Origin of the sequence: Mesorhizobium sp. WSM4313, assembly GCF_002294725.1 — a bacterium.
Taxonomy (GTDB): domain Bacteria; phylum Pseudomonadota; class Alphaproteobacteria; order Rhizobiales; family Rhizobiaceae; genus Mesorhizobium.
In genome coordinates this window covers 15,359-34,969 of the sequence record NZ_NSFT01000022.1, presented here as the reverse complement: position 1 = coordinate 34,969, position 19,611 = coordinate 15,359, and the positions used below count along the sequence as shown (strand labels likewise).

Below are 19,611 nucleotides of genomic sequence, written 5' to 3'. Positions count from 1 at the left end.
ACGTCTCACTCCGCTGGAACACCCCTCATCCGTCTTGGCGCTGCGCGCCAATCCACCTTCTCCCACAAGGGGAGAAGGGGAGGCAGCGCACTATTTAACCGGCAAACCTGTCGCGGCGGCGATCTGCTTGGCGGCGTCGTCGAGTGCGGCCTTGGCGTCGGGATAGCCGTTGGCCAGATATTTGGTCTGCACGGCGCGGACGATGATCTCGGCGTCGCTCTGGAACTGCGTGCCGCGGCTCGGCACCACCTTGGGCAGCGTGGCGAGGATATCCTTCCAGACGGGCTGGCCGCCCCAATAGGGCTGCGGCTGCGAGACGTAAGGATCGTCGAGCGCCGAGATCAGCGACGGCACCAGGCCGAAATCCTTCAGCATGGTGATCTGGCCGTCATTGGTCTCAAGCGTGTATTTCAGATAGGCGTAAGCCGCTTCCTTGTTCTTCGAGGCCGAGGTGATGGCCAGGGACGAGCCGCCGAGATTGGCGGCGCGCGGGCCGTCGGCGGTCAGGCTCGGCATCAGATAGACGCCCCATTTGCCGCTCTCCTTCGGCGATTCGGTGCGGATCGTGCCTTCATACCAGCCGCCATAGACCTGGCTGGCGACCGTGCCGGCGGTGTTGTTGGTGATCTTGGTCGACCAGTCGGCCGACGACACAATGCCGGCGTCCTTCATCTCCTTGACCTTGGTCATGGCGTCGACGCATTTCGGCTCGGCCACGGTGATCGACTGGCCATCCTCGGCGAAATAGGCGCAGCCCTGCTCGTTGGAAATCATGCGGAAGAATTCGGTGTCGCCGTTGAAATCGGCATTGGTCATCGACACGCCCGGATTGGCCTCCTGGATCTTTTTGCCGGCGGCGATGAAATCGTCCCAGGTCTTGATCGAGGCGGGATCGACGCCTGCCTTCTCGTAGAAGTCGCGGCGGTAGAAGACGGCGACCGGGCCGGAATCCCAGGGCATGGCATAGGCCTTGTCGCCGACTTCGAGCTCGGTGCGCTTGAAGTCGGGGAATTTCTTCTGGTCTTCCGCCGTGTAGCCCAGCGTGTGCAAGTCGACGAAGCAGTCCGGGAACTGGCTCCAGTAGTTTTCCGCCTCGCCATTCTCGATGGAGACGATATCGGGCAGGCCGACGCCGCCGGCAGCGCAGCCGGCGATCGACTTATCATAGGTGGGCTGGTTGCCGAGGTCCTGAACCGTGACCTTGATGTCGGGGTATTTCTTGTTGAAACCCTCGACCGTCGCCTTCAGCGACGAGGCGGCGATGTTCCAGCTCCAGATGGTGATCTCGCCGGACTGCGCCAGGGCCGGGCCGGAACCCAGGGCAAGCATAAGCGCGGCGCAGGTCAGTGTAGTGCGCATTGAAATCCTCCCATTTCATTTGCTCTCTCACTGTGAGCGTGGCTAGACTATGCGGCGCGGAAGGCTTGTCCCCGTCGAAGGGAATGAGAAGTTGGCGGAAAGTAAGATGCCGGAGCGTCCGTTCTACCAGCCTGGCGCGAGCAGCGTCGAAGGACTGCCGCTTATGCTGCAGATGTTTTACAACCACCCGTTGGTGATGCTGAAACCGCATTGGCACGCCCAGGTGGAGGTGAATTTCATCGTGCAGGGCCGCGTGCATTACCGCATGGCCGAGCATGAGATTTCGCTTTCGGCGGGCGAGATGTGCCTGTTCTGGGGCGGCCTGCCGCACCAGATGGACGATCTTTCCGACGACGCCGTCTATGCCGGCGCGCATCTGCCGCTGGTGCATTTCTTCCGTCTGCATCTGCCGGCCGACATACGCCATCGGCTGATGACCGGCGCGACGCTGGTGACCAATGCGACCGACCAGTCGGACAACGACAGTTTCAAGCGCTGGAACGAATATGCGCGCTCGGGCGATCCGGCGAGGGCCGAGCATGCCGTCAACGAGCTGCTGCTGCGGCTCGAGCGGGTACGCTTCGAGCCTTACCGGCTGGTTCCGGAAAGGGTGGCTGGCCAAGGCGCCGGCAATGCCTTCGACCAGCAGTCCTCCCGTAATGTCGGGCGCATGTGCGATTTCATCGCCGAGAATTTCCTCTACGACATCGACTGCGTGACCATCGCCGCGGCCGCCGATATCCATCCCAAATACGCAATGAGCCTGTTCAAGAAATCGACCGGCATGACGCTCAACGAATATGTCAACCTGCTGCGGTTGAGCTACGCCCAGGCGCTGCTGATGCATGAGGACGCCAATGTGCTGAGGGTCGCCATGGACTCGGGCTTCGGCTCGCTCAGCGCCTTCAACAAATCGTTCCGCAAGCTCGCCGGCATGTCGCCTTCCGATTTCCGCCGGGCGGGCGGGGCGCGGTAAAAATGGCCGACGGTCGCCCACCCGTCGTCGCCCATCGCGATCGTCATTCTAGGGCGGAGCGGGAAGCGAAGCGTACCGCGTAGTCCCTAGAATCCATGCCGTGACGTTAAGGCGTTGCAGCGGTTACAGAATCTTCTGCACCGTTGCATTTCCCGGCAGAAGTTATGGCATGGATTCTAGGGTCTGCGCGCGTCGCTCCGCTCCTTGCTCCGCCCTAGAATGACGACGTCACCGGAGTTCCCACGGCCGGAAAGCTGACTGTAACGCCGAGACCCGGATTGCGGTCCTCGAGCGTTATCGCGGCGCCATGCAGGTCGGCCACCGCCTTGACAAGGCTGAGGCCCAAGCCGCTGCCGGGCGTCGTGCGGCTGGCATCGAGCCGATAGAGCCGGCGGAACACTTTATCGCGCTCCTCGGCGGGAATGCCCGGGCCATTATCGCGGACATGAATGAGGACGTGGTTGCCTGCCCGGGTCACCGAGAGCTCGATCGCGGTGCCCGGTGGGCAATGCCTGAGCGCGTTCTCGACCAGATTGGCCAGCATCTGCATGAGCAGGTCGCGGTCGCCGTGAACGTACCATTTTGTATCCGGAACGATCACGGTGGACAGAGACTTGCCGTCGTCCTCGGCGACATCGGCATAGACTTCGCCAATGGTCTCGACGACCGGGCCGACATCGAGATCGACGAAGCGCGCCTTGCGGGCGCCGGCTTCGATCTGGGCGATGCGCAGCAAGGCGTCGAAGGTGCTGTTGATCTGCTGGCTTTCGGCGCGGGCGTCGGTCAGCTCGGTCGAGACATCCTCGCCCGACACCGTCTTGTCGGCGGCGGATTCCAGGATCATCTGCAGCCGGTTGAGCGGCGTCTTGAGATCATGGGCGATGTTGGCGCTCACCTCCCGCATGCCGTCGACCAGGGCCGACAGGCGATCGAGCGCGGAATTCACCTGGGCCGAGACGGCGTCGATGTCGTCGCCATTGCCGGTCAGCGGGATGCGGGCATCGAGACGCCCATGCGAAACGTCGACCATAGTATTGGCGATGCCGTCGAGGCGCCGCTGGACGCGCGAGGCAAGCACGGCGCCGCCGCCGATCGCCAGGACGGTGATGAACAGCGTGGCCCAGCCGAAGCTCATCAACACGATCCTCTCCAGATCCTCGGTTTCCGAAAGCGAGAAGGCGACCGTCAGCTTGTTGCCGCCGACCGTGCCCGAATAGGCACGATATTGGGTATCGGGCGGCACGCCCGGCAAGTCGGCGGCGAAGATGGAAAAGCCATCCGGCAGGCTGGAGGCGGTGAAATCCCCGGCGAGACGGTTGCCGTTCCGATCGGTGAGGGAAAAGATTTCGTCCTTGTCCTGGCTGAACTGGGCATGGTCCCTGACGGTTGAAACGAGATCCTCCTCGTCGCCCTCGGCATGGGTCGCGGCGATCAGCGAATAGGTCTCCTTGATCGATTGATCGAGCTGCCTGGCGAGCGAGGCGCTCATCAGCTGATAGACAATCGCGCCCGACAGGATGAAGGCCAGCAGGAACAGGAAGGCGAAGGTCAGCGCCAGCCGGAACGGCGTGCTGCGCAGCAGGCTGGAGCGCGTCCCGCTCATGCGATCGCGGAAGCGGTTGGCCGCCCCGCGATTGCGGAGGCAAGATCAGGCCGGGACATGCAGGCTGTAGCCGGTGTTGCGCACGGTGTGGATCAACGGCACGTCGAAGGGCCTGTCGACCTTGGCCCTGAGCCGGCTGATATGCGTCTCGACGACACTGGTCTTGGGGTCGAAATGAAAATCCCAGACGCGCTCGAGCAACATGGTGCGGGTGATGACGCGGCCCTCGCCGCGCATCAGCACTTCGAGCAGGCTGAACTCGCGCGGCTGCAGGTCGATCGGCTGGCCCTGCCTGGTGACGCGGCGCTGGATAAGGTCCATTTCGAGGTCGGCGACACGCAAAGCCGTCTTCTGCTCCTGCGCCGCCGGCCGGCGGCCGAGCGCATGGATGCGGGCAAGCAGCTCGGAAAAGGCGAAGGGCTTGACGAGATAGTCGTCGCCGCCGGCCTCGAGGCCCTCGACCCGGTCGTCGACGCCGCCGATCGAGGTCAGGAAAATAGCGGGCGTGCGGATGCCGGCGGCACGCACCGCCTTGATCATCGACAGGCCGTCGAGGCCGGGCACCATGCGGTCGGCGACGATCACGTCATAGGCGTTGCGGGTCGCGGCGAAGAGCCCGTCATGACCGTCGCGCAAGAGATCGCAGACATGGCCGGCCTCGGTCAGTCCCCTGATGATATAATCCGCGGTTCTCGGATCGTCTTCAACAAGCAGAAGTCGCATTGTCCGGTGCCGTCCTTGCCACCTCAACCATTTGTTTTTACGAGCTTTCAGACCGAGCGCCGCTACACATTTTTGCGAGGGACAGCCGATATCCGTCGCGACCGCCGACGGCAGCGGCGAAGAACCGGGCGGCCGGTGGCGTGAGCGACCTCATGGTCGTCCCGCGCTCGCGCCCAGCGTGAGAAGAAGCTCGTCCAGTTGCCCGAACGTCTCGCCCATCGCATCGGCCGCCCCGGTGCCGGCAGCGTCGAGAGCTTCTTTCGAGGGATAGAGCTCGTGCATCACCAGCAGCGTCTTGCCACCCTTTTCCTCGAAGGTCACCGTGGTGACGGGTCCACCGTCGCCGCCTTCGTCATTGGTCCAGGCGAGGCGCGAGTACGGCACCACTTCGATATACCGGCCGAAGAACTCGGCGGGGTTCGAGGGGTCATGGCCGAACGCCAAACGGTACCCGCCCCCGACGCGAACATCCATCTCGCAGGAACGCAGGATCATGCCCATCGACTTCGGCGCCCACCACCGCTTGAACAGTTCGGGCTTGGTCCACGCCTCGAACACGATGCGTGCGGGGGCGTCGAAGGTTCGCGTAACGACCAGCTCACGGTCGGACCTCCGTTCTACTGTCGTGCGAGCAGGCTCACTCCGTTCCATCGACTTCCTCCTTCCGTTTCAGTTCCTCGACAACTTTGTCCAGCTCTTCGAAGCGTGCGTCCCAAAGCCGGCGGTAGCTCTCGATCCAAGCCGCCTCTTCCTCCAGTCCGCGCAGGCCGAGCGTGCAGGTCCGCACCCGCCCGGCTTTCCGGGTGGTGACGAGCCCCGCCTGTTCCAAGACGCCGATATGCTTCTTCATGCCTGTGAGGGTCATGTGGAATTTCTCGGCAAGGTCCGTGATCGAGGCCTCCGCGCGTCCAAGCTGCTCCAGAATGCCGCGCCGTGTGGCGTCCGAGAGCGCGGCGAACGAGACATCGAGGCGGGACTTCGAATACTGAACCATTTGGTTCAGTATCTAACGCATCGTTGAGCGGCGCGCAAGGGGATAGCGGGCGGGCTGCGCTGCCGGCCCTCCCGGACCGAGCCAGTCTCGCTGCTGCAGCTTACGGTCAATCGCGACATGCTCTAGTCGAGGAGCGCCAGCTCGTCTTCGTCGATCAGTTTTCTCAGCGTCATATGGAGAACGATGGCCACGATGCAGCCGAGGAAAATCAGGCTGGTGAAGGTGGCGCCGAAGCCCAGCCCGCCATAGTCGACCGGATGCGAGAGCAGGTCGCCGAAGGAGGCGCCGAACGGCCGGGTCAGGATATAGGCAAGCCAGAAGGCGAGGACGCTGTTCAGGCCGAGGAAGAACCAGGCAAAAGCGATCGCCGCGATCACGCCGCCGAAGATGATGCCGGTAGCGAGATAGCCGAGATCGAAGCGCTCGGCCACCAGATCGCCGGCAGCCGTGCCGAGCGAGAAGGTGAAGAGGATCGCCAGCCAGTAGAAGATCTCGCGCCTGGCGGTGAAGATGGTGTGGATCGAGAGGGTCCTTTCGCTGGCATACCAGACCGCGAAAGTCAGTGCGAGGGCGACCGAGAAGACGATGGTCGTCGTCTCCAGCCGCACGCCGAAATTGTCGATGAGGTTGTCGGCGACCAGGGTGCCGACGACGCTGATCAGCACGACGGCGAGCCAATAGGCCCAAGGTACATAGCGTTTCTGCGCGAATTGCAGGACGAGCGCGACGATGAGGATGCCGCCCAGGATCAAGGACGTGACAGTAAGGCCGAGGCCGAGCTTCACGGCGAGGTAGTCGGCCGCCGTCTCGCCCATGGTCACCGCCATGATCTTAACCAGCCAGAAATCGATGGTGACGTCCGGGACGCGGTTGGGGGCGAGGTTGTCGGCTTGAGAGATCATGGCGCGATCCGTTGTTCGTTCGAGCCGCCTCGAATTCCGTATGGCGGCGACGCCCAAATTAGGCAGGCGAATTCACCGCGGCCTGTCCGCGTTCTTACAAATTCGTAAGGTTGGCCAAAAACATCCGCCGAGCCTCGTCATGCCGCCAGCGAAGAGATAGACAAGCCTTGGCGCCCCCTGGCTGCGCCGGAGCGGTGAGAAGAATGGCATCCCCCAAATCGACGCCGGATGCGTTCGACCAGCATAAGCGCCTGATCGTCGTGCAGCTGGCCGCCGTTCTTGCCGTCATCCTGCTCCTGTTCAGCAAGCCGGCGTTGGCCGAGGGATCGGACGGTCACGAAGTCGTGGAGACGATCGGCTTCGCGATGGTGCTGATCTGCTTCCTCGGCCGGCTGTGGAGCATCCTGTTCGTCGGCGGCAGGAAGAATGACGAGCTGATCGTGTCCGGCCCGTTCTCGATGACCCGCAACCCGCTCTATTTCTTCTCGACGGTCGGCACGGCTGGCATCGGGCTGATGTTCGGTTCGCTGCTCGCGGCCGCGTTGCTCGGCCTGGCGAGCTTCCTCGTCTTCCGCTTCACCGCGCGCAAGGAGGCCGAGTATCTCGCCGGCAAATTCGGTGCGGCTTACGCGGCCTATGCCGAACGCACGCCGTCCTTCTGGCCGAATCCGCTGCTTTACCGCGATGAGGCGCAGTGGCTGTTCTCGACGGGCGCTGCGGAACACGTTCCGCGACGGGCTCTATTTCCTGGCTTTGTTTCCGGTGATCGAGGCGGTCGAGTATTTGCGCCTCAGCGGCGACCTGCCGACGCTCTTTACCGTTTACTAGTTCCATCGCGATCGTCATTCTAGGGCGGAGCAAGGAGCGGAGCGACGCGCGCAGACCCTAGAATCCATTCCGTGACTTCCAAGCGCTGCCGCGGTGCAGAATTCTGCTCCGCTGCGTTCCTTGGCCAAGGTCACGGAATGGATTCCAGGGTCTCCGCGACGCCGCTTTGCGGCTGCTCCGCCCTGGAATGACGAGGCTGGGGCGGCTCCGCCAATCTCCAGCGGTTGCGCAGCTTCACCGGAATAAACCCCGGTCAGCGCGCCCTGCCGCGTGCGGCGCGGCGTGTGCTCTGCAGGAGAATTGCCAGGCAGCCGACGAGGAGCAGGAAGCCGCCGACGAGCGGCGGCAACCCCAAGAACTTCACCGCGGCGGCGATCAGCGCGATCAGGATCAGCGCGAGCAAGGCGAGATTACCGTCGTCGGCGAACATGCCGACGAGCTCCTTGACGACCAGACGGATCATCGGGCAACTCCTTCGGCGGGTGCCGGGTAGGCGCCGCGCAGCCAACGCACGATGGCGAAGGAGGCGACTGCGGTGACGGCGAAGATGGCGAGCAGAGCGAGGTCGGCGCCCGGCCACTCGGCGCCGAGGCCCTCGCCGGTCCAGAACACGCCGAAGCTGGTCAGCATCAGGCCGACGACGAATTTCAGCGCATTCTCGGGCACGCGGGCTAAAGGACGATGCACGGCAAGACCGATCAGCATCACCAGCACGAAGGCCGCCAGCGCGCCGAGGCCGGCATTGAGCGTCTGCCCGTGCGCGGCGCCGACGGCAATGACGATGAACACCACTTCGACGCCTTCGAGCAGCACCGCCTTGAACGACGCGACGGCCGCCAGATAGTCGGCGCGGCGGTCGGCGGCCTGCCGCTGCAAGGCCGCCGTCTCCCTGGAAAAGGCCTGCTCCTCGTCATGCAGCGCGATCACGCCGACGCTGCGCAGGATCGCCTTTCTCAGCCAGCGCATGCCGAACAGGATCAAAAGCACGCCGACCACAAATTGCAGGACGGTGATGGGGACGAGCGCCAGCAGCGGTCCGAATGCCAGCACCAGCGCCGCAAGCAAGATGAGCGCCAGGGCAGCGCCGGTCAGCGCCGGGCGCCAGCCGCGAGTCACGGCGACGGCGAGCACGATGGTGAAGGCTTCGACCACTTCGACGAAGGAGGCCAGGAACGAGGCGGTCACGGTGGAAAATATGGGTGTCAGGCCATGCATCAAGGCTTCGTCCAATGCTCGGGAATCATCCGGTCGGCGAGAACGATACAGCGCTCCGGCGCCGGCGAGAATGCCAGGATGAGGCGATCGGCGCCTCCGGCCCCATCACGTCCCGACGCGAGGGCGGACATTTCGCAGAACGCATTGACGGTCTGTATCCGTTCGGTGTCCGTTGTATCGCGGCACTGCCCTGGCTATCTGCTGGAGCAACAAGAAGTTTTAAGCGGTCGATGGGCCGCTCCAGCAGGAATGGAGCCATGAAGAAGATCGGATTTCTGTCGTTCGGGCATTGGTCGCCCTCGCCGCAATCGGGCACGCGCTCGGGCGCCGACGCGCTGCTGCAGTCGATCGACCTCGCGGTCGCGGCCGAGGAGCTCGGCGCCGACGGCGCCTATTACCGCGTCCACCATTTCGCCCGCCAGCTCGCCTCGCCATTTCCGCTGCTTGCCGCGGCCGGCGCCAGGACCAAGCGTATCGAGCTCGGCACCGCCGTCATCGATATGCGCTACGAAAACCCGCTCTACATGGCCGAGGATGCGGGCGCTGCCGACCTGATTGCCGGCGGGCGTCTGCAGTTGGGCATCAGCCGCGGCTCGCCCGAGCAGGTGATCGATGGCTGGCGCTATTTCGGCTACGTGCCGGAAGAGGGCAAGAGCGACGCCGACATGGCGCGCCGGCATTCGGAGATCTTCCTCGACCTGCTGCGCGGCGAAGGCTTTGCCCAGCCCAATCCGCGGCCGATGTTCCCCAACCCACCCGGCCTGCTCAGGCTCGAGCCTTTCTCGGCTGGCCTGCGCGAGCGCATCTGGTGGGGCGCGGCCACCGACGCCACGGCCGTATGGGCGGCCAAGCTCGGCATGAATCTGCAGAGCTCGACCCTGAAATTCGATGAAACCGGCGAGCCGCTGCATGTCCAGCAAGCCAAGCAGATAAGGGCCTACCGCGCCGCCTGGAAGGAAGCAGGCCATGCCAGGGAGCCGCGCGTCTCGGTCAGCCGCAGCATCTTCGCTCTCGTCAATGACATGGACCGCGCCTATTTCGGCGGCAGCGAGGGCGAGGACCATTTTGGCTATATCGAGCCGGAAAAGCGCGCCGTGTTCGGCCGCACCTATGCCGCCGAACCGGACAAGCTGGTGGAGCAGCTTAAGGCGGACGAGGCGATCGCCGAGGCCGACACGCTGCTGCTCACCGTGCCCAATCAGCTTGGCGTCGACTACAACGCCCATGTCATCGAGTCGATCCTGAAGCACGTCGCGCCGGCTCTGGGCTGGCGGTGATGTGGCGAAAACCGCAAAACGCGTAATCTGCCCCGCAAGGGGGCAGATCAGACTTCACGCTGGCTTTCGCCAATCACCAACGTCAGCCTTGGCACCGCCTTCCCTCTCGTCCTTCCCTCGACGTTGACATCTGAATAAAATAGCAATCTACTTTGGCGCGTAATCGGTTACGTAACCGATTACGGCTCAATCAAGTGGAGGAGACTAATGAGCAAGTTCTCAAACACGCATGGGCTTGGCCCGTTCTCGCGCCGCCAGTTCCTGAAGACCAGCGCCTTGGCTGCCGGCGCGCTGGCGCTGCCGCTCGGACCGGTTCTCGCCGCCGACAAGCCGAAGGTCGGCTTGGTCATGAAGTCCCTGGCCAACGAGTTCTTCAAGCAGATGCAGGCGGGTGCGGAGGAGTATGCGGCCAAGAACAAGGACAAGTTCGATTTCGCCGCTGTCGGCATGAAGGACGAGCGCGACTTCGCCGCCCAGGTCGACGCCATCGAGAACTTCATCACCCAGAACTACAACATCATCGTCGTCGCTCCGGCCGATTCGAAAGCCATGGTTACGCCGATCGCCAAGGCGCTGAAGGCCGGCATCAAGGTCATCAACATCGACGTTGCGCTCGACACCGAGGCCAAGAAGAAGGCCGGCATCGACCTCGCCTTCTTCGGCCCGGACAACCGCGCCGGCGCGAAGCTGGCCGGCGACGCGCTGGGCAAGGCGCTGGGCAAGGGCGGCAAGGTCGTCATCCTCGAGGGCAATCCCGAGGCCGACAATGCCAAGCAGCGCAAGCTCGGCTTCGACGATTCGGTGAAGGAGTACAAGCTGAAGCTGCTCGACTCCAAGACCGCGCATTGGGAGACCGAGGAAGCCAACACGCTGATGACGAACTTCCTCACCCAGCATCCCGACATCCAGGGCGTGATGGCGGCGAACGACTCCATGGCGCTCGGCGTCGTCAAGGCGATCGACGCTGCCGGCAAGTCCGGCCAGATCAAGGTCGTCGGCTTCGACAACATCCCGGCCGTCGGTCCGCTGCTGAAGGAAGGCAAGATGCTCGCCACCGTCGAGCAGTATGGCGCGAAGATGGCGGCGATGGGCATTGACTACGGCCTGCGCGAGCTAGCCGGCGAGAAATTCTCCGGCTGGGTCAAGACCGACGTCAAGCTGATCACCGCCTGAGGCGAGCCGAGGCGCCGGCAACTCCCTCCGGCGCCACGCTTCGCCTCTCTCGTCACCGCCGCCGGCAATTCCGGCGGCGGTGACGGAGCGCCCGCGCCGCTATCGCCGACGGGCACGGTTTAGGATTCTGCCGCCCATGGATACGATTCTCTCCCTTGAAGGGGTCGGAAAGATCTTTCCCGGCGCTGTCGCGCTGAGCGAGGTGTCGCTGTCGATCGCGCGCGGCGAGACCCACATCATCCTAGGCGAGAACGGCGCCGGCAAGTCGACGCTGATCAAGCTCTTGGCCGGCATCTACCAGCCGGATTCGGGCAGGATTGCCTTCAACGGCCAGCCCTACCAGCCGAAGACGCCGCATGATGCGCAGCAGAGCGGCATCCGCATCGTGCATCAGGAGCTCAATCTTCTGCCCTATCTCAGCATCGCCGAGAATCTGATGCTGGAAAGCCTGCCGCGCCGCGCCTTCGGCATCGTCGACCGCAAGGCGCTCAACAGCCGCGCCGGGGCGCTGCTCAAGGAAGTCGGCCTCGACATCGATCCGCGCACCAGGGTCGAGGCGCTGGGCGTGGCGCAGATGCAGCTGGTCGAGATCGCCAAGGCGCTGAGCTACGACTCGAAGCTGCTGGTGCTGGACGAGCCGACGGCGACGCTGACGCCGCCTGAGATCGAGCGGCTGTTTTCCATCATCAAGCGGCTGAAGGCCAAGGGCGTCACCATCATCTACATCTCGCACCGGCTGCATGAGGTGTTCGAGATCGGCGACCGGGTGACGGTGCTGCGCAACGGCGGGCTGGTCGCGACGCGCGACCTTCACGGTCTTTCCGTGCCGGATATCGTGCGCATGATGATCGGCCGCGACATCGCCGACGAATTCGGTTTCGATGCCAGGGTCGTGCCCGGCAAAGTCGCGCTCAGCGTCGCCAATCTGAAGCGCGATGCTTCCACCCCGGAGATCTCGTTCGCCGTGCGCCATGGCGAGATCCTCGGCGTCGCCGGCCTTGTCGGCAGCGGCCGCACGGAAGCCATGCGCGCGCTCTTTGGCGCCGACCCGAAGCTCGACGGAGTCGTCGAGATCGACGGCAAGCCGGTGGCGATCACAGCGCCCAAGGACGCCGTGCGGCATGGCCTGAGCCTGCTCACCGAGGACCGCAAAGGTCAGGGCCTGCTGCTCGACATGGCCGTCGACAAGAACATCACCATTACCGATCTCAGCAAGGTTTCGCGCAACGGGCTGCTCAACCGAAGGACGGAGGCTGCGGCCGCCAACGATCTCGTCGGCCAGCTGCGCGTCAAGGCGAGCTCGATCGAGCAGGCGGTGCGCAACCTCTCCGGCGGCAACCAGCAGAAGGTGGTGCTGGCGAAATGGCTGTTCCGCGGCACCTCGACGCTGATCCTCGACGAGCCGACGCGCGGCGTCGACATCGGCGCGCGGCGCGAGATCTATCAGCTGCTGTGGCTGCTGGCGGCGCAGCAGAAGGGCATCATCATGGTGTCGTCCGACCTGCCTGAATTGATGGGCATGTGCCACCGCATCATCGTCTTTTCGAAAAACAAGATCGTCGGCGAAGTGCCGCGATCCGAATTCGACCAGGAGCGCATCCTGTCGCTCGCCTATCAGGAGTATGTGCGACCATGAGCGAGACGACCGAAGCAGCCGTTGCGGCGCCTGTTTCTCCGGGCCGGGCAAAATTCCTGCGCTTCCTGGTGCGCGATGCCGGCGTGCTCTTGGCGCTGGTGCTGATCACGCTGTTCTTCTCGGCCACCGCGCCCTATTTCGCCACCTCCGGCAACGCGCTGAAGATCTTCGTGCAGATCGCCATCAACACGGTGCTGGCGGCCGGCATGACCTTCGTCATCCTCACCGGCGGCATCGACCTTTCGGTCGGCTCGGTGCTGGCGCTGTGTACGGTCGTCGGCGCCACCGTGATGATCAACGAGAGCCTGTCGCCGGCCGTCGCGATCACGCTGGCGCTGCTCGCCTGCATGGCTACGGGTGCGGTGTGCGGCTTCCTCAACGGCTGGATCTCGACGCGCTGGAAGATCCCGTCCTTCATCGTCACGCTGGGCATGCTCAACATGGCGGCGGGCGCCGCGCGCGTGGTCAGCGACAATTCGACCATCACCGGCCTGCCGCAGAGTTTTGTCGATTTCGGCAATCTGATCATCGGCGGCTTCCTGCCGTCGATCTTCCTCGTCGCCGTGCTGGTGATCGCCGCCGGGTGGTTCGTGCTGCGCTTCACCGTCTTCGGCCGCATGATCTTCGCCGTCGGCACCAATGACGAGGCGGTGCGGCTGTCGGGCCACAATCCGGATTTCTACAAGGTCGCCGCCTTCACCATCAGCGGGCTCACCGCCGGCATCGCGGCGATGGTCTATCTGTTGCGCCTCAACATCGGCAGCCCGATCGCCGGCGTCGGCTACGAGCTTAACGCGATTGCCGCCGTCATCATTGGCGGCACCAGCCTCAGCGGCGGCAAGGGCTCGATCATCGGCACGCTGGTCGGCGCCTGCATCCTGCAGGTGCTTTCCACTGGATTGCAGCTGCTCGGCGTCGGCGACAATTTCAAACCGATCGTGATTGGCCTTGTCATCGTGCTCGCGGTCATCCTAGACGCGTACCGGGAGAGGCTGTTGCGGAAAATCCGCTGAGGGGAACGGGCCATGACGACGATTGCCGATGTCGCGCGCCGTGCGGGGGTGTCCGTCGCCACCGTCTCGCATGTGATGAACCATACGCGTCATGTCGAGCCGGAAACGGCCGAGCGCGTGCGCGCCGCGATCGCGGCGCTGCGCTACAGCCCGAACTCGGTGGCGAGGAGTCTCAGGCGCGGCGAAACCAAGACCATCGGCCTTTTGCTCCCCGACAATTCCAATCCCTTCTTCGCCAGCGTGGCGCGGCAGATCGAGGATGCGGGCTTCGTTTCCGGCTACACGGTGATCCTGTGCAACTCCGACGGCAACGCCGAGAAGGAGGAGCGCTATCTCTCGGTGCTGATGGCCAAGCAGATCGACGGGTTGATCTTTGCCGGCTCGTCCGACCACGCGCGGGTGTTCGCCCGCCTCTTGCCCAGCGTGCCGGCGGTGCTGCTCGACCGCGAGATCCAGTCGGTCAATGTCGATTCGGTGCTGGTCGACCACGACCATGGCGGCTATCTCGCCGGCAAATACCTGGCCGGGCTCGGCCACAGGAAGATCGGCGTCATCGGCGGTCCGCGCGATTCGAGCTCCAGCCCGGCCCGCCTGCGCGGCTTTGCCCGCGCGCTTGGCGAAGCAGGCGTTGAGCTGCCGGCGTCGTCAATCGTCGATTCCGACTATCATTTCGCCGGCGGCCGCCTAGCGATGGAGCAGCTTATGGTACAGGCGGCGGGCATCACCGCGGTGTTCGCCTGCAACGACCTGATGGCCATGGGCGCGGTCACGGCGCTGCGCTCGCGGGGCATGCACGTTCCCGACGATATGTCGATGATCGGCTTCGACGACATTCCCTATGCCGTCACCACCTGGCCGCCGCTGACGACGATCGCGCAGCCGGTGGAAAAGATCGGCACGCTGGCGGTGAGCCTGCTGCTCGAGAGGCTGGGCGAGCCGGAAGCGCCGTCAAGGCGCGAGGTGCTGGCGCCGGTTCTGGTGGAGAGGGAAAGCTGCGCGGCGCGGGGGTAGTCTGGCAATCGTCGATGTAGGCACTGCCCCCGCTCCGTCTCGGCGCTGCGCGCCGATCCACCTCTGCGCCATTTCATCTACGGCATGCACACCTTTCGAAGCGGCTGGCTTTTCTCGATAGCGTGCATGGCAGCGCGCTGGTCGACCCCCACTCCGTCTCGGCTTCGCCGAGCCACCTCTCCCCCGATCGACGGGGGAGAGGAAAGGCACCAAGCTTTTGCCGTCAACGCCCGTCCAGCAACGCTCCCTTCCTTTCCCTCCGGAGGGGGGAAAGGTGGCGCTGCGAAGCAGCGACGGATTGGGGGAACCACCTGGCAACCAAGCCTCGGCCTGATCAGTCGCGCCAGTCTCAGAAGATGTGCATAGCGTAGCCCATTTCATGAGGCGAGGAACGCTAATCGCCGAGGGCGCGGCCTTTCCAAGCTTGGGTTCCTCGCACCCGCCAGAGGCGGGGAGAGGTGGCTCGGCGAAGCCGAGACGGAGGGAGGGAGCGCCCTATGCGATTATCCCGCCGTATGAAATCGCCTCAGCGAACCGCCTCAAGCCGCCGGCTGCATGGCGGCTCTCAGCAGCATGCCGAATAGGTCGCGCGGCTCGTCGGGGTCGGCGAGCAGGTCGAGCTCCTCATAGAGGCCGGTGGCCTGGAGCTGGTCGCGGACGTAGCGCAGCGCGGAAAAATCTTCCGTGGCGAAGCCGACGGAATCGAACAGCGTGATCTGCTCGGCCGACTTGCGGCCTTTAGCCTTCCCGGTCATCACCTGCCACAGCTCGGTCACCGGATGATCGGCGTCGAGCTGCTGGATCTCGCCCTCGATGCGGGTCTGCGGCGGGAACTCGACGAAGATGTCGGAGCGCAAGAGGATGTCGCGGTGCAGCTCGGTCTTGCCGGGGCAGTCGCCGCCGACCGCGTTGATGTGGACGCCGGCGCCGACCATGTTGTCGGTGAGGATCGTGGCGTACTGCTTGTCGGCGGTCACCGTGGTGATGATGTCGACGCCTTCCACGGCATCCTGCCCGGTCGAGCAGATGGTGATATCGAATCCCTTGCCGGCGAGGTTGCGGGCACATTTTTCCGAGGCCGATCGGTCGATGTCGTAAAGCCGCAGCCGGTCGATGCCGGTGAGCGCCTTGAAGGCGATGGCCTGGAATTCGGACTGGGCGCCGTTGCCGATGATGGCCATGGCTTGGCTGTTCTTGGGCGCCAGGTATTTTGCCGCCACCGCCGAGGTGGCGGCGGTGCGCAGCGCCGTCAGGATGGTCATCTCGGTCAACAGCATCGGGTAGCCGGAGCCGACATCGGCGAGCACGCCGAAAGCGGTGACGGTCTGGCGGCCTTCGCGCATGTTCTTCGGATGGCCGTTGACATATTTGAAGCCGTACATCTTGCCGTCGCTGGTCGGCATCAGCTCGATGACGCCGTCATGGCTGTGCGAGGCGATGCGCGGCGTCTTGTCGAACAGCTCCCAGCGGCGGAAATCCTCCTCGATATAGGCGGCGAGCTCGGTGAGGAAGCGCTCGACGCCGATGGCGAGCACCAGCTTCATCATGCGATCGACGCTGACAAAGGGAACGATGGCAAGGCGCGAAGGCTGGGTCATGATCAGAGGTTTCCGGAATGGCTGCGGGTCGGGCGATCCATGATGCGGCGGCCCATCAGGCTGGCGGTGAGGTCGACCATCAGGGTGGCGGTACGGCCGCGCTCGTCGAGGAAGGGGTTCAGTTCGACCAGGTCGAGGCTTGAGACGAGGCCTGAGTCGGACAGCATCTCCATCACCAGATGCGCCTCGCGGAAGGTGGCGCCGCCGGGCACGGTGGTGCCGACGGCCGGCGCGATCGAAGGGTCGAGGAAATCGACGTCGAGACTGACATGCAAGAGCCCGTTCTCCTCCTCGACGCGGGCCAGGAAGGCGCGCAGCAGCGGCGCGATGCCGTGCTCGTCGATGGCGCGCATGTCATGCACGGTGACGCCCGCTTTAGTAAGCGCGCGGCGCTCGGCCGGATCGACGCTGCGCAGGCCGATGGCGCAGATACGGGCCGGGTCGACCGCTTGCGGCAGATCCGGGAAATAGCCTTTGAAGCCGGCCTGGCCGCTGGCATAGGCGAGCGGCACGCCGTGCAGATTGCCGCTGGTGGTGGTGTCGAGCGTATGGAAATCGGGATGCGCGTCGAGCCACAGCACGAAGAGCGGCCGTCCGCGCTCGGCCGCGCGGCGCGCCACGCCCGACACAGTGCCGGCGGAGATCGAATGGTCGCCGCCGAGGAAGATCGGCATGGCGTCCCGCGAAGCTGCGTAGGCGGTCTCGGCGATCGCCGCCGTCCAGGCGGAGATCTCCGGCAGCGCCTTCAGCGCGAGATTGCCGTGCGCCACGGGCCGCGCCGCGGCTTTCTCGACCGCGCCCCAGTCCTCGACCTGGTGGCCGAGCTCGGCCAGCACCGAGACCAGCCCTGCTGTGCGCAGCGCGCTCGGCCCCATCTCGCATCCCATCCTGCCCGCGCCGTCCTGCACCGGCGCGCCGACGATCCTGCAGCGCATCTTTTCTCACCTTGCGATTGATCGAAGGAGTGAACCATCAGCTGCTGGCGGCTTGAACAGTGAAAATTGGCATTTCGAGAAGACTAACCTATCATAATGGTCAGACGATTTGATCGAAATGGAAGCCATGGATGCTCTCGACGAGAAACTGGTGACGCTGCTGAGGCACGATGCGCGGCGCAGCGTCTCCGACCTCGCCATCGATCTCGGCGTGTCGCGCGCCACGGTCAGGTCGCGCATGGAACGGCTGGAAAAGTCCGGCGAGATCATCGGCTACACGGTGGTGCTGCGCGCTGACGCGGTCGATCAGAAGATACGCGGCGTGATGACGATCGAGATCGAAGGCCATGCCGCCGACCGCGTCGTCAAGGCGCTCGGCGGCCTCGCCGAGGTCTCGACCATCCACACCACCAACGGCCGTTGGGACCTGGTGGTCGAGCTCGGCACCGCCACGCTGACGGATTTCGACGCGGTGCTGCGCCGCATCCGGCTGATCCCCGGCATTACGGGGAGCGAGACAAGTCTGCTGCTGGCGACGCCGAGGACGACACGGGCGCGGCTGGCGTAGCGGCAGGATCGGTGACGGCAGCGCCAAGGCGTGAAGCGGTTCGGCGATCTTGCGAAACGCCGGGCCGCTTCAGGTTCTTATTTCGTGCGACGCGGGCCGAAGGCGACGGGCCGGGCCGCGATCCGGCTTTCCCGGAATTGCTCCATGACTGCCGCATCGCACCGCTCATGCCGGCGGTCAGCCGTTCGGATAATAGCCGCCGTCCGAGCCGTCGCCCATATAGATTCCCTGGCCGGTAGCGTTTCGGAGCCGCTGGTCCAGCTCATTGATCCGCCCGATCGCAGAGCGGCCGCCGGCGGGCTGGATGCTATCGGCCTGCCGCATCAGGTCGCGGGCCTGTTCCTGCGTGATCTTGCCGGCCTGCCTGGCCGCTCGGATACCTTGCTTCACGCCAAGCAGCTGCTGCGTCGCGGCTCTCACTTCGGGCTCCGCCGGCACTGACGCCGTGGTCATTGTGTCGACCTGCGCCCTATGGTGGCGGTGCACGGCATAGGCGCTCGAAAGCGGTATGGCCGCGAAGATCGAGGCGGCCGCGATGAGTTTTGGGGTGGAAGAACGCATGATGACATCTCCTCGTGATGGAGGAAGCGGCAAGACCGCTTTTTCCGAGAACGGGCCGTCCGGTCGCGTCGTGTCGCGGTGCTGGCCATTCGCCGCCGGCGGATCTCGGCCCAGGGAGGAGATATAGAAACCGCCGCGGCGTTGAAATGGAGCAGCACGCAAACGTTATCCGATGTGATCTGGGGTTGAATCCCAAGGCCGGCCGTCTTCAGGCGACGCTGGCTAGCGGGATCGGCCAATCGATGGCTTGCTCGATTGGCCCGGCATTGGCCTGGTCGGCAAGTTGCTCGGCTTCGCGTTGCGTCAACCCGATCAGCAGCCTGCCTGCTATTTCCGCCGGGAGATCGGAAACCAGATCGCAGACAAGCCAGTCGTCGCAGGGATCCTGTATTGCCGCGAACCTCATAGGCGCTCCTTGTTTTAGCGCAAGCTAAAGTTCCGATGATGCCCAATCGTTCCATTGCGGGGCGATCAAATATCGAGAAAGAGGCACGGCCGAGCGCGGCACCGAGAGGAATTCATCTGCCTGGCCCGCGAGCTGCTCCGCCTCCTCGCGAGTCGGGCCAAGCAGCAACATGTCCGGCATTCGCGCCGGGAGACCGGACCGCAAATCGAACATCATCCATTGGCCGCACGGATCCTGTAAGGCTGTGAACCTCATGGCCGACGTCTGTTCTATCTTTGCTTCGATGCAATTCCGAACGGAAGACTACGGCGAAGTCGCCGGGCACAACCGCTCACACTTTCCTGGAAGTACTCCAGCTATGCCCCAACGTAACGACTTGCGGGAATGCTTCCCGCGAAACTGCCCGGCCGGATTAATTCCAGCACTTTCACACAACATAACAGTTGTCGGGCGCCCGGCAAAAGAGGCTCTACAGTCCCTTCGAAATGCGACTCAAGTCTGATGGGCAGCGGATACTTTCCGGATGGCGAGCGTGGCTGTCCGAAGGAAAATATCGCGTGAACTATCTGCTGGATCTTTTGCGGGAGATCGTGGGGATGCGGCAATGCGCGTTGCCGACGGTCCAGACGTAACTCCGGCGCTGTGCCGCGGGTGGGTTTCCCGCTAGCCACAAACGCGAAAAAGCCGCGGAGACCGCGGCTTTTCGTTTGCTTGATCCCTTGAAGGAAACTGGAGCGGGTGAGGCGATTCGAACGCCCGACCCCAACCTTGGCAAGGTTGTGCTCTACCCCTGAGCTACACCCGCTCGCGCGGCCTTGGGCCGCAAGCCGCGC

At 64.3% G+C, this 19,611-nt stretch carries 20 protein-coding genes and 1 tRNA gene; 8 read left to right on the top strand and 13 right to left on the bottom strand.

Translation table 11 applies throughout. The annotated features are described in order from the left end of the window. Window positions 1-90: 90 nt before the first annotated feature. Window positions 91-1,359 (bottom strand): ABC transporter substrate-binding protein, encoded by a 1,269-nt coding sequence (locus tag CK219_RS28310; RefSeq protein WP_095769855.1) that lies wholly within the window; start codon window positions 1,357-1,359, stop codon window positions 91-93. A 106-nt stretch (window positions 1,360-1,465) separates the two neighbouring features. Between CK219_RS28310 and CK219_RS28305 the strand changes: the two genes are divergently transcribed. Next, window positions 1,466-2,335, top strand: a complete 870-nt coding sequence (locus tag CK219_RS28305; protein WP_095769874.1) for a helix-turn-helix domain-containing protein — start codon at window positions 1,466-1,468, stop codon at window positions 2,333-2,335. A gap of 214 nt (window positions 2,336-2,549) precedes the next feature. On the opposite strand, the gene CK219_RS28300 is transcribed toward CK219_RS28305, so the two are convergent. From CK219_RS28300 to CK219_RS28280, 5 genes are all read right to left on the bottom strand, one after another. Next, on the bottom strand, window positions 2,550-3,938 hold the full coding sequence (locus CK219_RS28300; RefSeq protein WP_095769854.1) for a HAMP domain-containing sensor histidine kinase: 1,389 nt from the start codon (window positions 3,936-3,938) through the stop codon (window positions 2,550-2,552). Between the two features lie 45 nt (window positions 3,939-3,983). Beyond that, the gene (locus tag CK219_RS28295) at window positions 3,984-4,661 is read right to left on the bottom strand and encodes a winged helix-turn-helix domain-containing protein (protein ID WP_095769853.1); all 678 of its coding nucleotides are present in this window, start codon (window positions 4,659-4,661) and stop codon (window positions 3,984-3,986) included. 150 nt (window positions 4,662-4,811) lie between these two features. Further along, a complete protein-coding gene (locus CK219_RS28290) occupies window positions 4,812-5,312 on the bottom strand; it encodes an SRPBCC domain-containing protein (protein ID WP_095769852.1) in 501 nt (166 codons plus the stop codon). Further along, complete coding sequence (locus CK219_RS28285; RefSeq protein ID WP_095769851.1) at window positions 5,299-5,655, bottom strand: metalloregulator ArsR/SmtB family transcription factor; 357 nt, start codon at window positions 5,653-5,655, stop codon at window positions 5,299-5,301. Before CK219_RS28285 ends, CK219_RS28290 begins: the two co-directional genes overlap by 14 nt. 122 nt (window positions 5,656-5,777) lie before the next feature. After that, the gene (locus CK219_RS28280) at window positions 5,778-6,557 is read right to left on the bottom strand and encodes a hypothetical protein (RefSeq protein WP_095769850.1); all 780 of its coding nucleotides are present in this window, start codon (window positions 6,555-6,557) and stop codon (window positions 5,778-5,780) included. Window positions 6,558-6,760: 203 nt separating this feature from the next. On the opposite strand from CK219_RS28280, the gene CK219_RS28275 reads away from it, so the two are divergent. Continuing rightward, on the top strand, window positions 6,761-7,408 hold the full coding sequence (locus CK219_RS28275) for an isoprenylcysteine carboxylmethyltransferase family protein (protein ID WP_348628354.1): 648 nt from the start codon (window positions 6,761-6,763) through the stop codon (window positions 7,406-7,408). Window positions 7,409-7,638: 230 nt separating this feature from the next. Here CK219_RS28275 and CK219_RS28270 read toward each other — a convergent pair whose 3' ends face one another. After that, window positions 7,639-7,848, bottom strand: a complete 210-nt coding sequence (locus CK219_RS28270; RefSeq protein ID WP_095769849.1) for a hypothetical protein — start codon at window positions 7,846-7,848, stop codon at window positions 7,639-7,641. Beyond that, on the bottom strand, window positions 7,845-8,600 hold the full coding sequence (locus tag CK219_RS28265) for a COG4280 domain-containing protein (RefSeq protein WP_095769873.1): 756 nt from the start codon (window positions 8,598-8,600) through the stop codon (window positions 7,845-7,847). The genes CK219_RS28270 and CK219_RS28265 overlap by 4 nt, the downstream gene beginning before the upstream one ends. A 257-nt stretch (window positions 8,601-8,857) precedes the next feature. On the opposite strand from CK219_RS28265, the gene CK219_RS28260 reads away from it, so the two are divergent. The 5 genes from CK219_RS28260 (at window position 8,858) to CK219_RS28240 (ending at window position 14,710) form a co-directional block, all read left to right on the top strand. Then, window positions 8,858-9,877 (top strand): LLM class flavin-dependent oxidoreductase, encoded by a 1,020-nt coding sequence (locus tag CK219_RS28260; RefSeq protein ID WP_095769848.1) that lies wholly within the window; start codon window positions 8,858-8,860, stop codon window positions 9,875-9,877. A 207-nt stretch (window positions 9,878-10,084) separates the two neighbouring features. Beyond that, window positions 10,085-11,050, top strand: coding sequence for a sugar ABC transporter substrate-binding protein (locus CK219_RS28255; protein ID WP_095769847.1), 966 nt, complete (start codon window positions 10,085-10,087; stop codon window positions 11,048-11,050). A 136-nt stretch (window positions 11,051-11,186) separates the two neighbouring features. Next, on the top strand, window positions 11,187-12,686 hold the full coding sequence (locus CK219_RS28250) for a sugar ABC transporter ATP-binding protein (RefSeq protein ID WP_176477177.1): 1,500 nt from the start codon (window positions 11,187-11,189) through the stop codon (window positions 12,684-12,686). Continuing rightward, window positions 12,683-13,699, top strand: a complete 1,017-nt coding sequence (locus CK219_RS28245; protein ID WP_095769846.1) for an ABC transporter permease — start codon at window positions 12,683-12,685, stop codon at window positions 13,697-13,699. Before CK219_RS28250 ends, CK219_RS28245 begins: the two co-directional genes overlap by 4 nt. A gap of 12 nt (window positions 13,700-13,711) precedes the next feature. Beyond that, the gene (locus tag CK219_RS28240; protein ID WP_095769845.1) at window positions 13,712-14,710 is read left to right on the top strand and encodes a substrate-binding domain-containing protein; all 999 of its coding nucleotides are present in this window, start codon (window positions 13,712-13,714) and stop codon (window positions 14,708-14,710) included. Window positions 14,711-15,249: 539 nt separating this feature from the next. Here CK219_RS28240 and CK219_RS28235 read toward each other — a convergent pair. Both CK219_RS28235 and rocF read right to left on the bottom strand, forming a co-directional pair. Beyond that, on the bottom strand, window positions 15,250-16,308 hold the full coding sequence (locus CK219_RS28235; protein ID WP_095769844.1) for an ornithine cyclodeaminase: 1,059 nt from the start codon (window positions 16,306-16,308) through the stop codon (window positions 15,250-15,252). Between the two features lie 2 nt (window positions 16,309-16,310). After that, window positions 16,311-17,243: an arginase gene (rocF, locus tag CK219_RS28230; protein WP_095769843.1), complete on the bottom strand. Its 933-nt coding sequence runs from the start codon at window positions 17,241-17,243 to the stop codon at window positions 16,311-16,313. 127 nt (window positions 17,244-17,370) lie between these two features. Here rocF and CK219_RS28225 point away from each other — a divergent pair, with 127 nt between their 5' ends. Further along, window positions 17,371-17,811: an Lrp/AsnC family transcriptional regulator gene (locus tag CK219_RS28225; protein WP_095769871.1), complete on the top strand. Its 441-nt coding sequence runs from the start codon at window positions 17,371-17,373 to the stop codon at window positions 17,809-17,811. 177 nt (window positions 17,812-17,988) lie between these two features. Here CK219_RS28225 and CK219_RS28220 read toward each other — a convergent pair whose 3' ends face one another. From CK219_RS28220 to CK219_RS28200, 3 genes are all read right to left on the bottom strand, one after another. After that, on the bottom strand, window positions 17,989-18,372 hold the full coding sequence (locus CK219_RS28220; RefSeq protein WP_095769842.1) for a hypothetical protein: 384 nt from the start codon (window positions 18,370-18,372) through the stop codon (window positions 17,989-17,991). A gap of 208 nt (window positions 18,373-18,580) precedes the next feature. Next, window positions 18,581-18,778: a hypothetical protein gene (locus CK219_RS28215; RefSeq protein ID WP_095769841.1), complete on the bottom strand. Its 198-nt coding sequence runs from the start codon at window positions 18,776-18,778 to the stop codon at window positions 18,581-18,583. A gap of 730 nt (window positions 18,779-19,508) precedes the next feature. Further along, a tRNA-Gly gene (locus tag CK219_RS28200) sits at window positions 19,509-19,583 on the bottom strand. Window positions 19,584-19,611 lie beyond the last annotated feature (28 nt).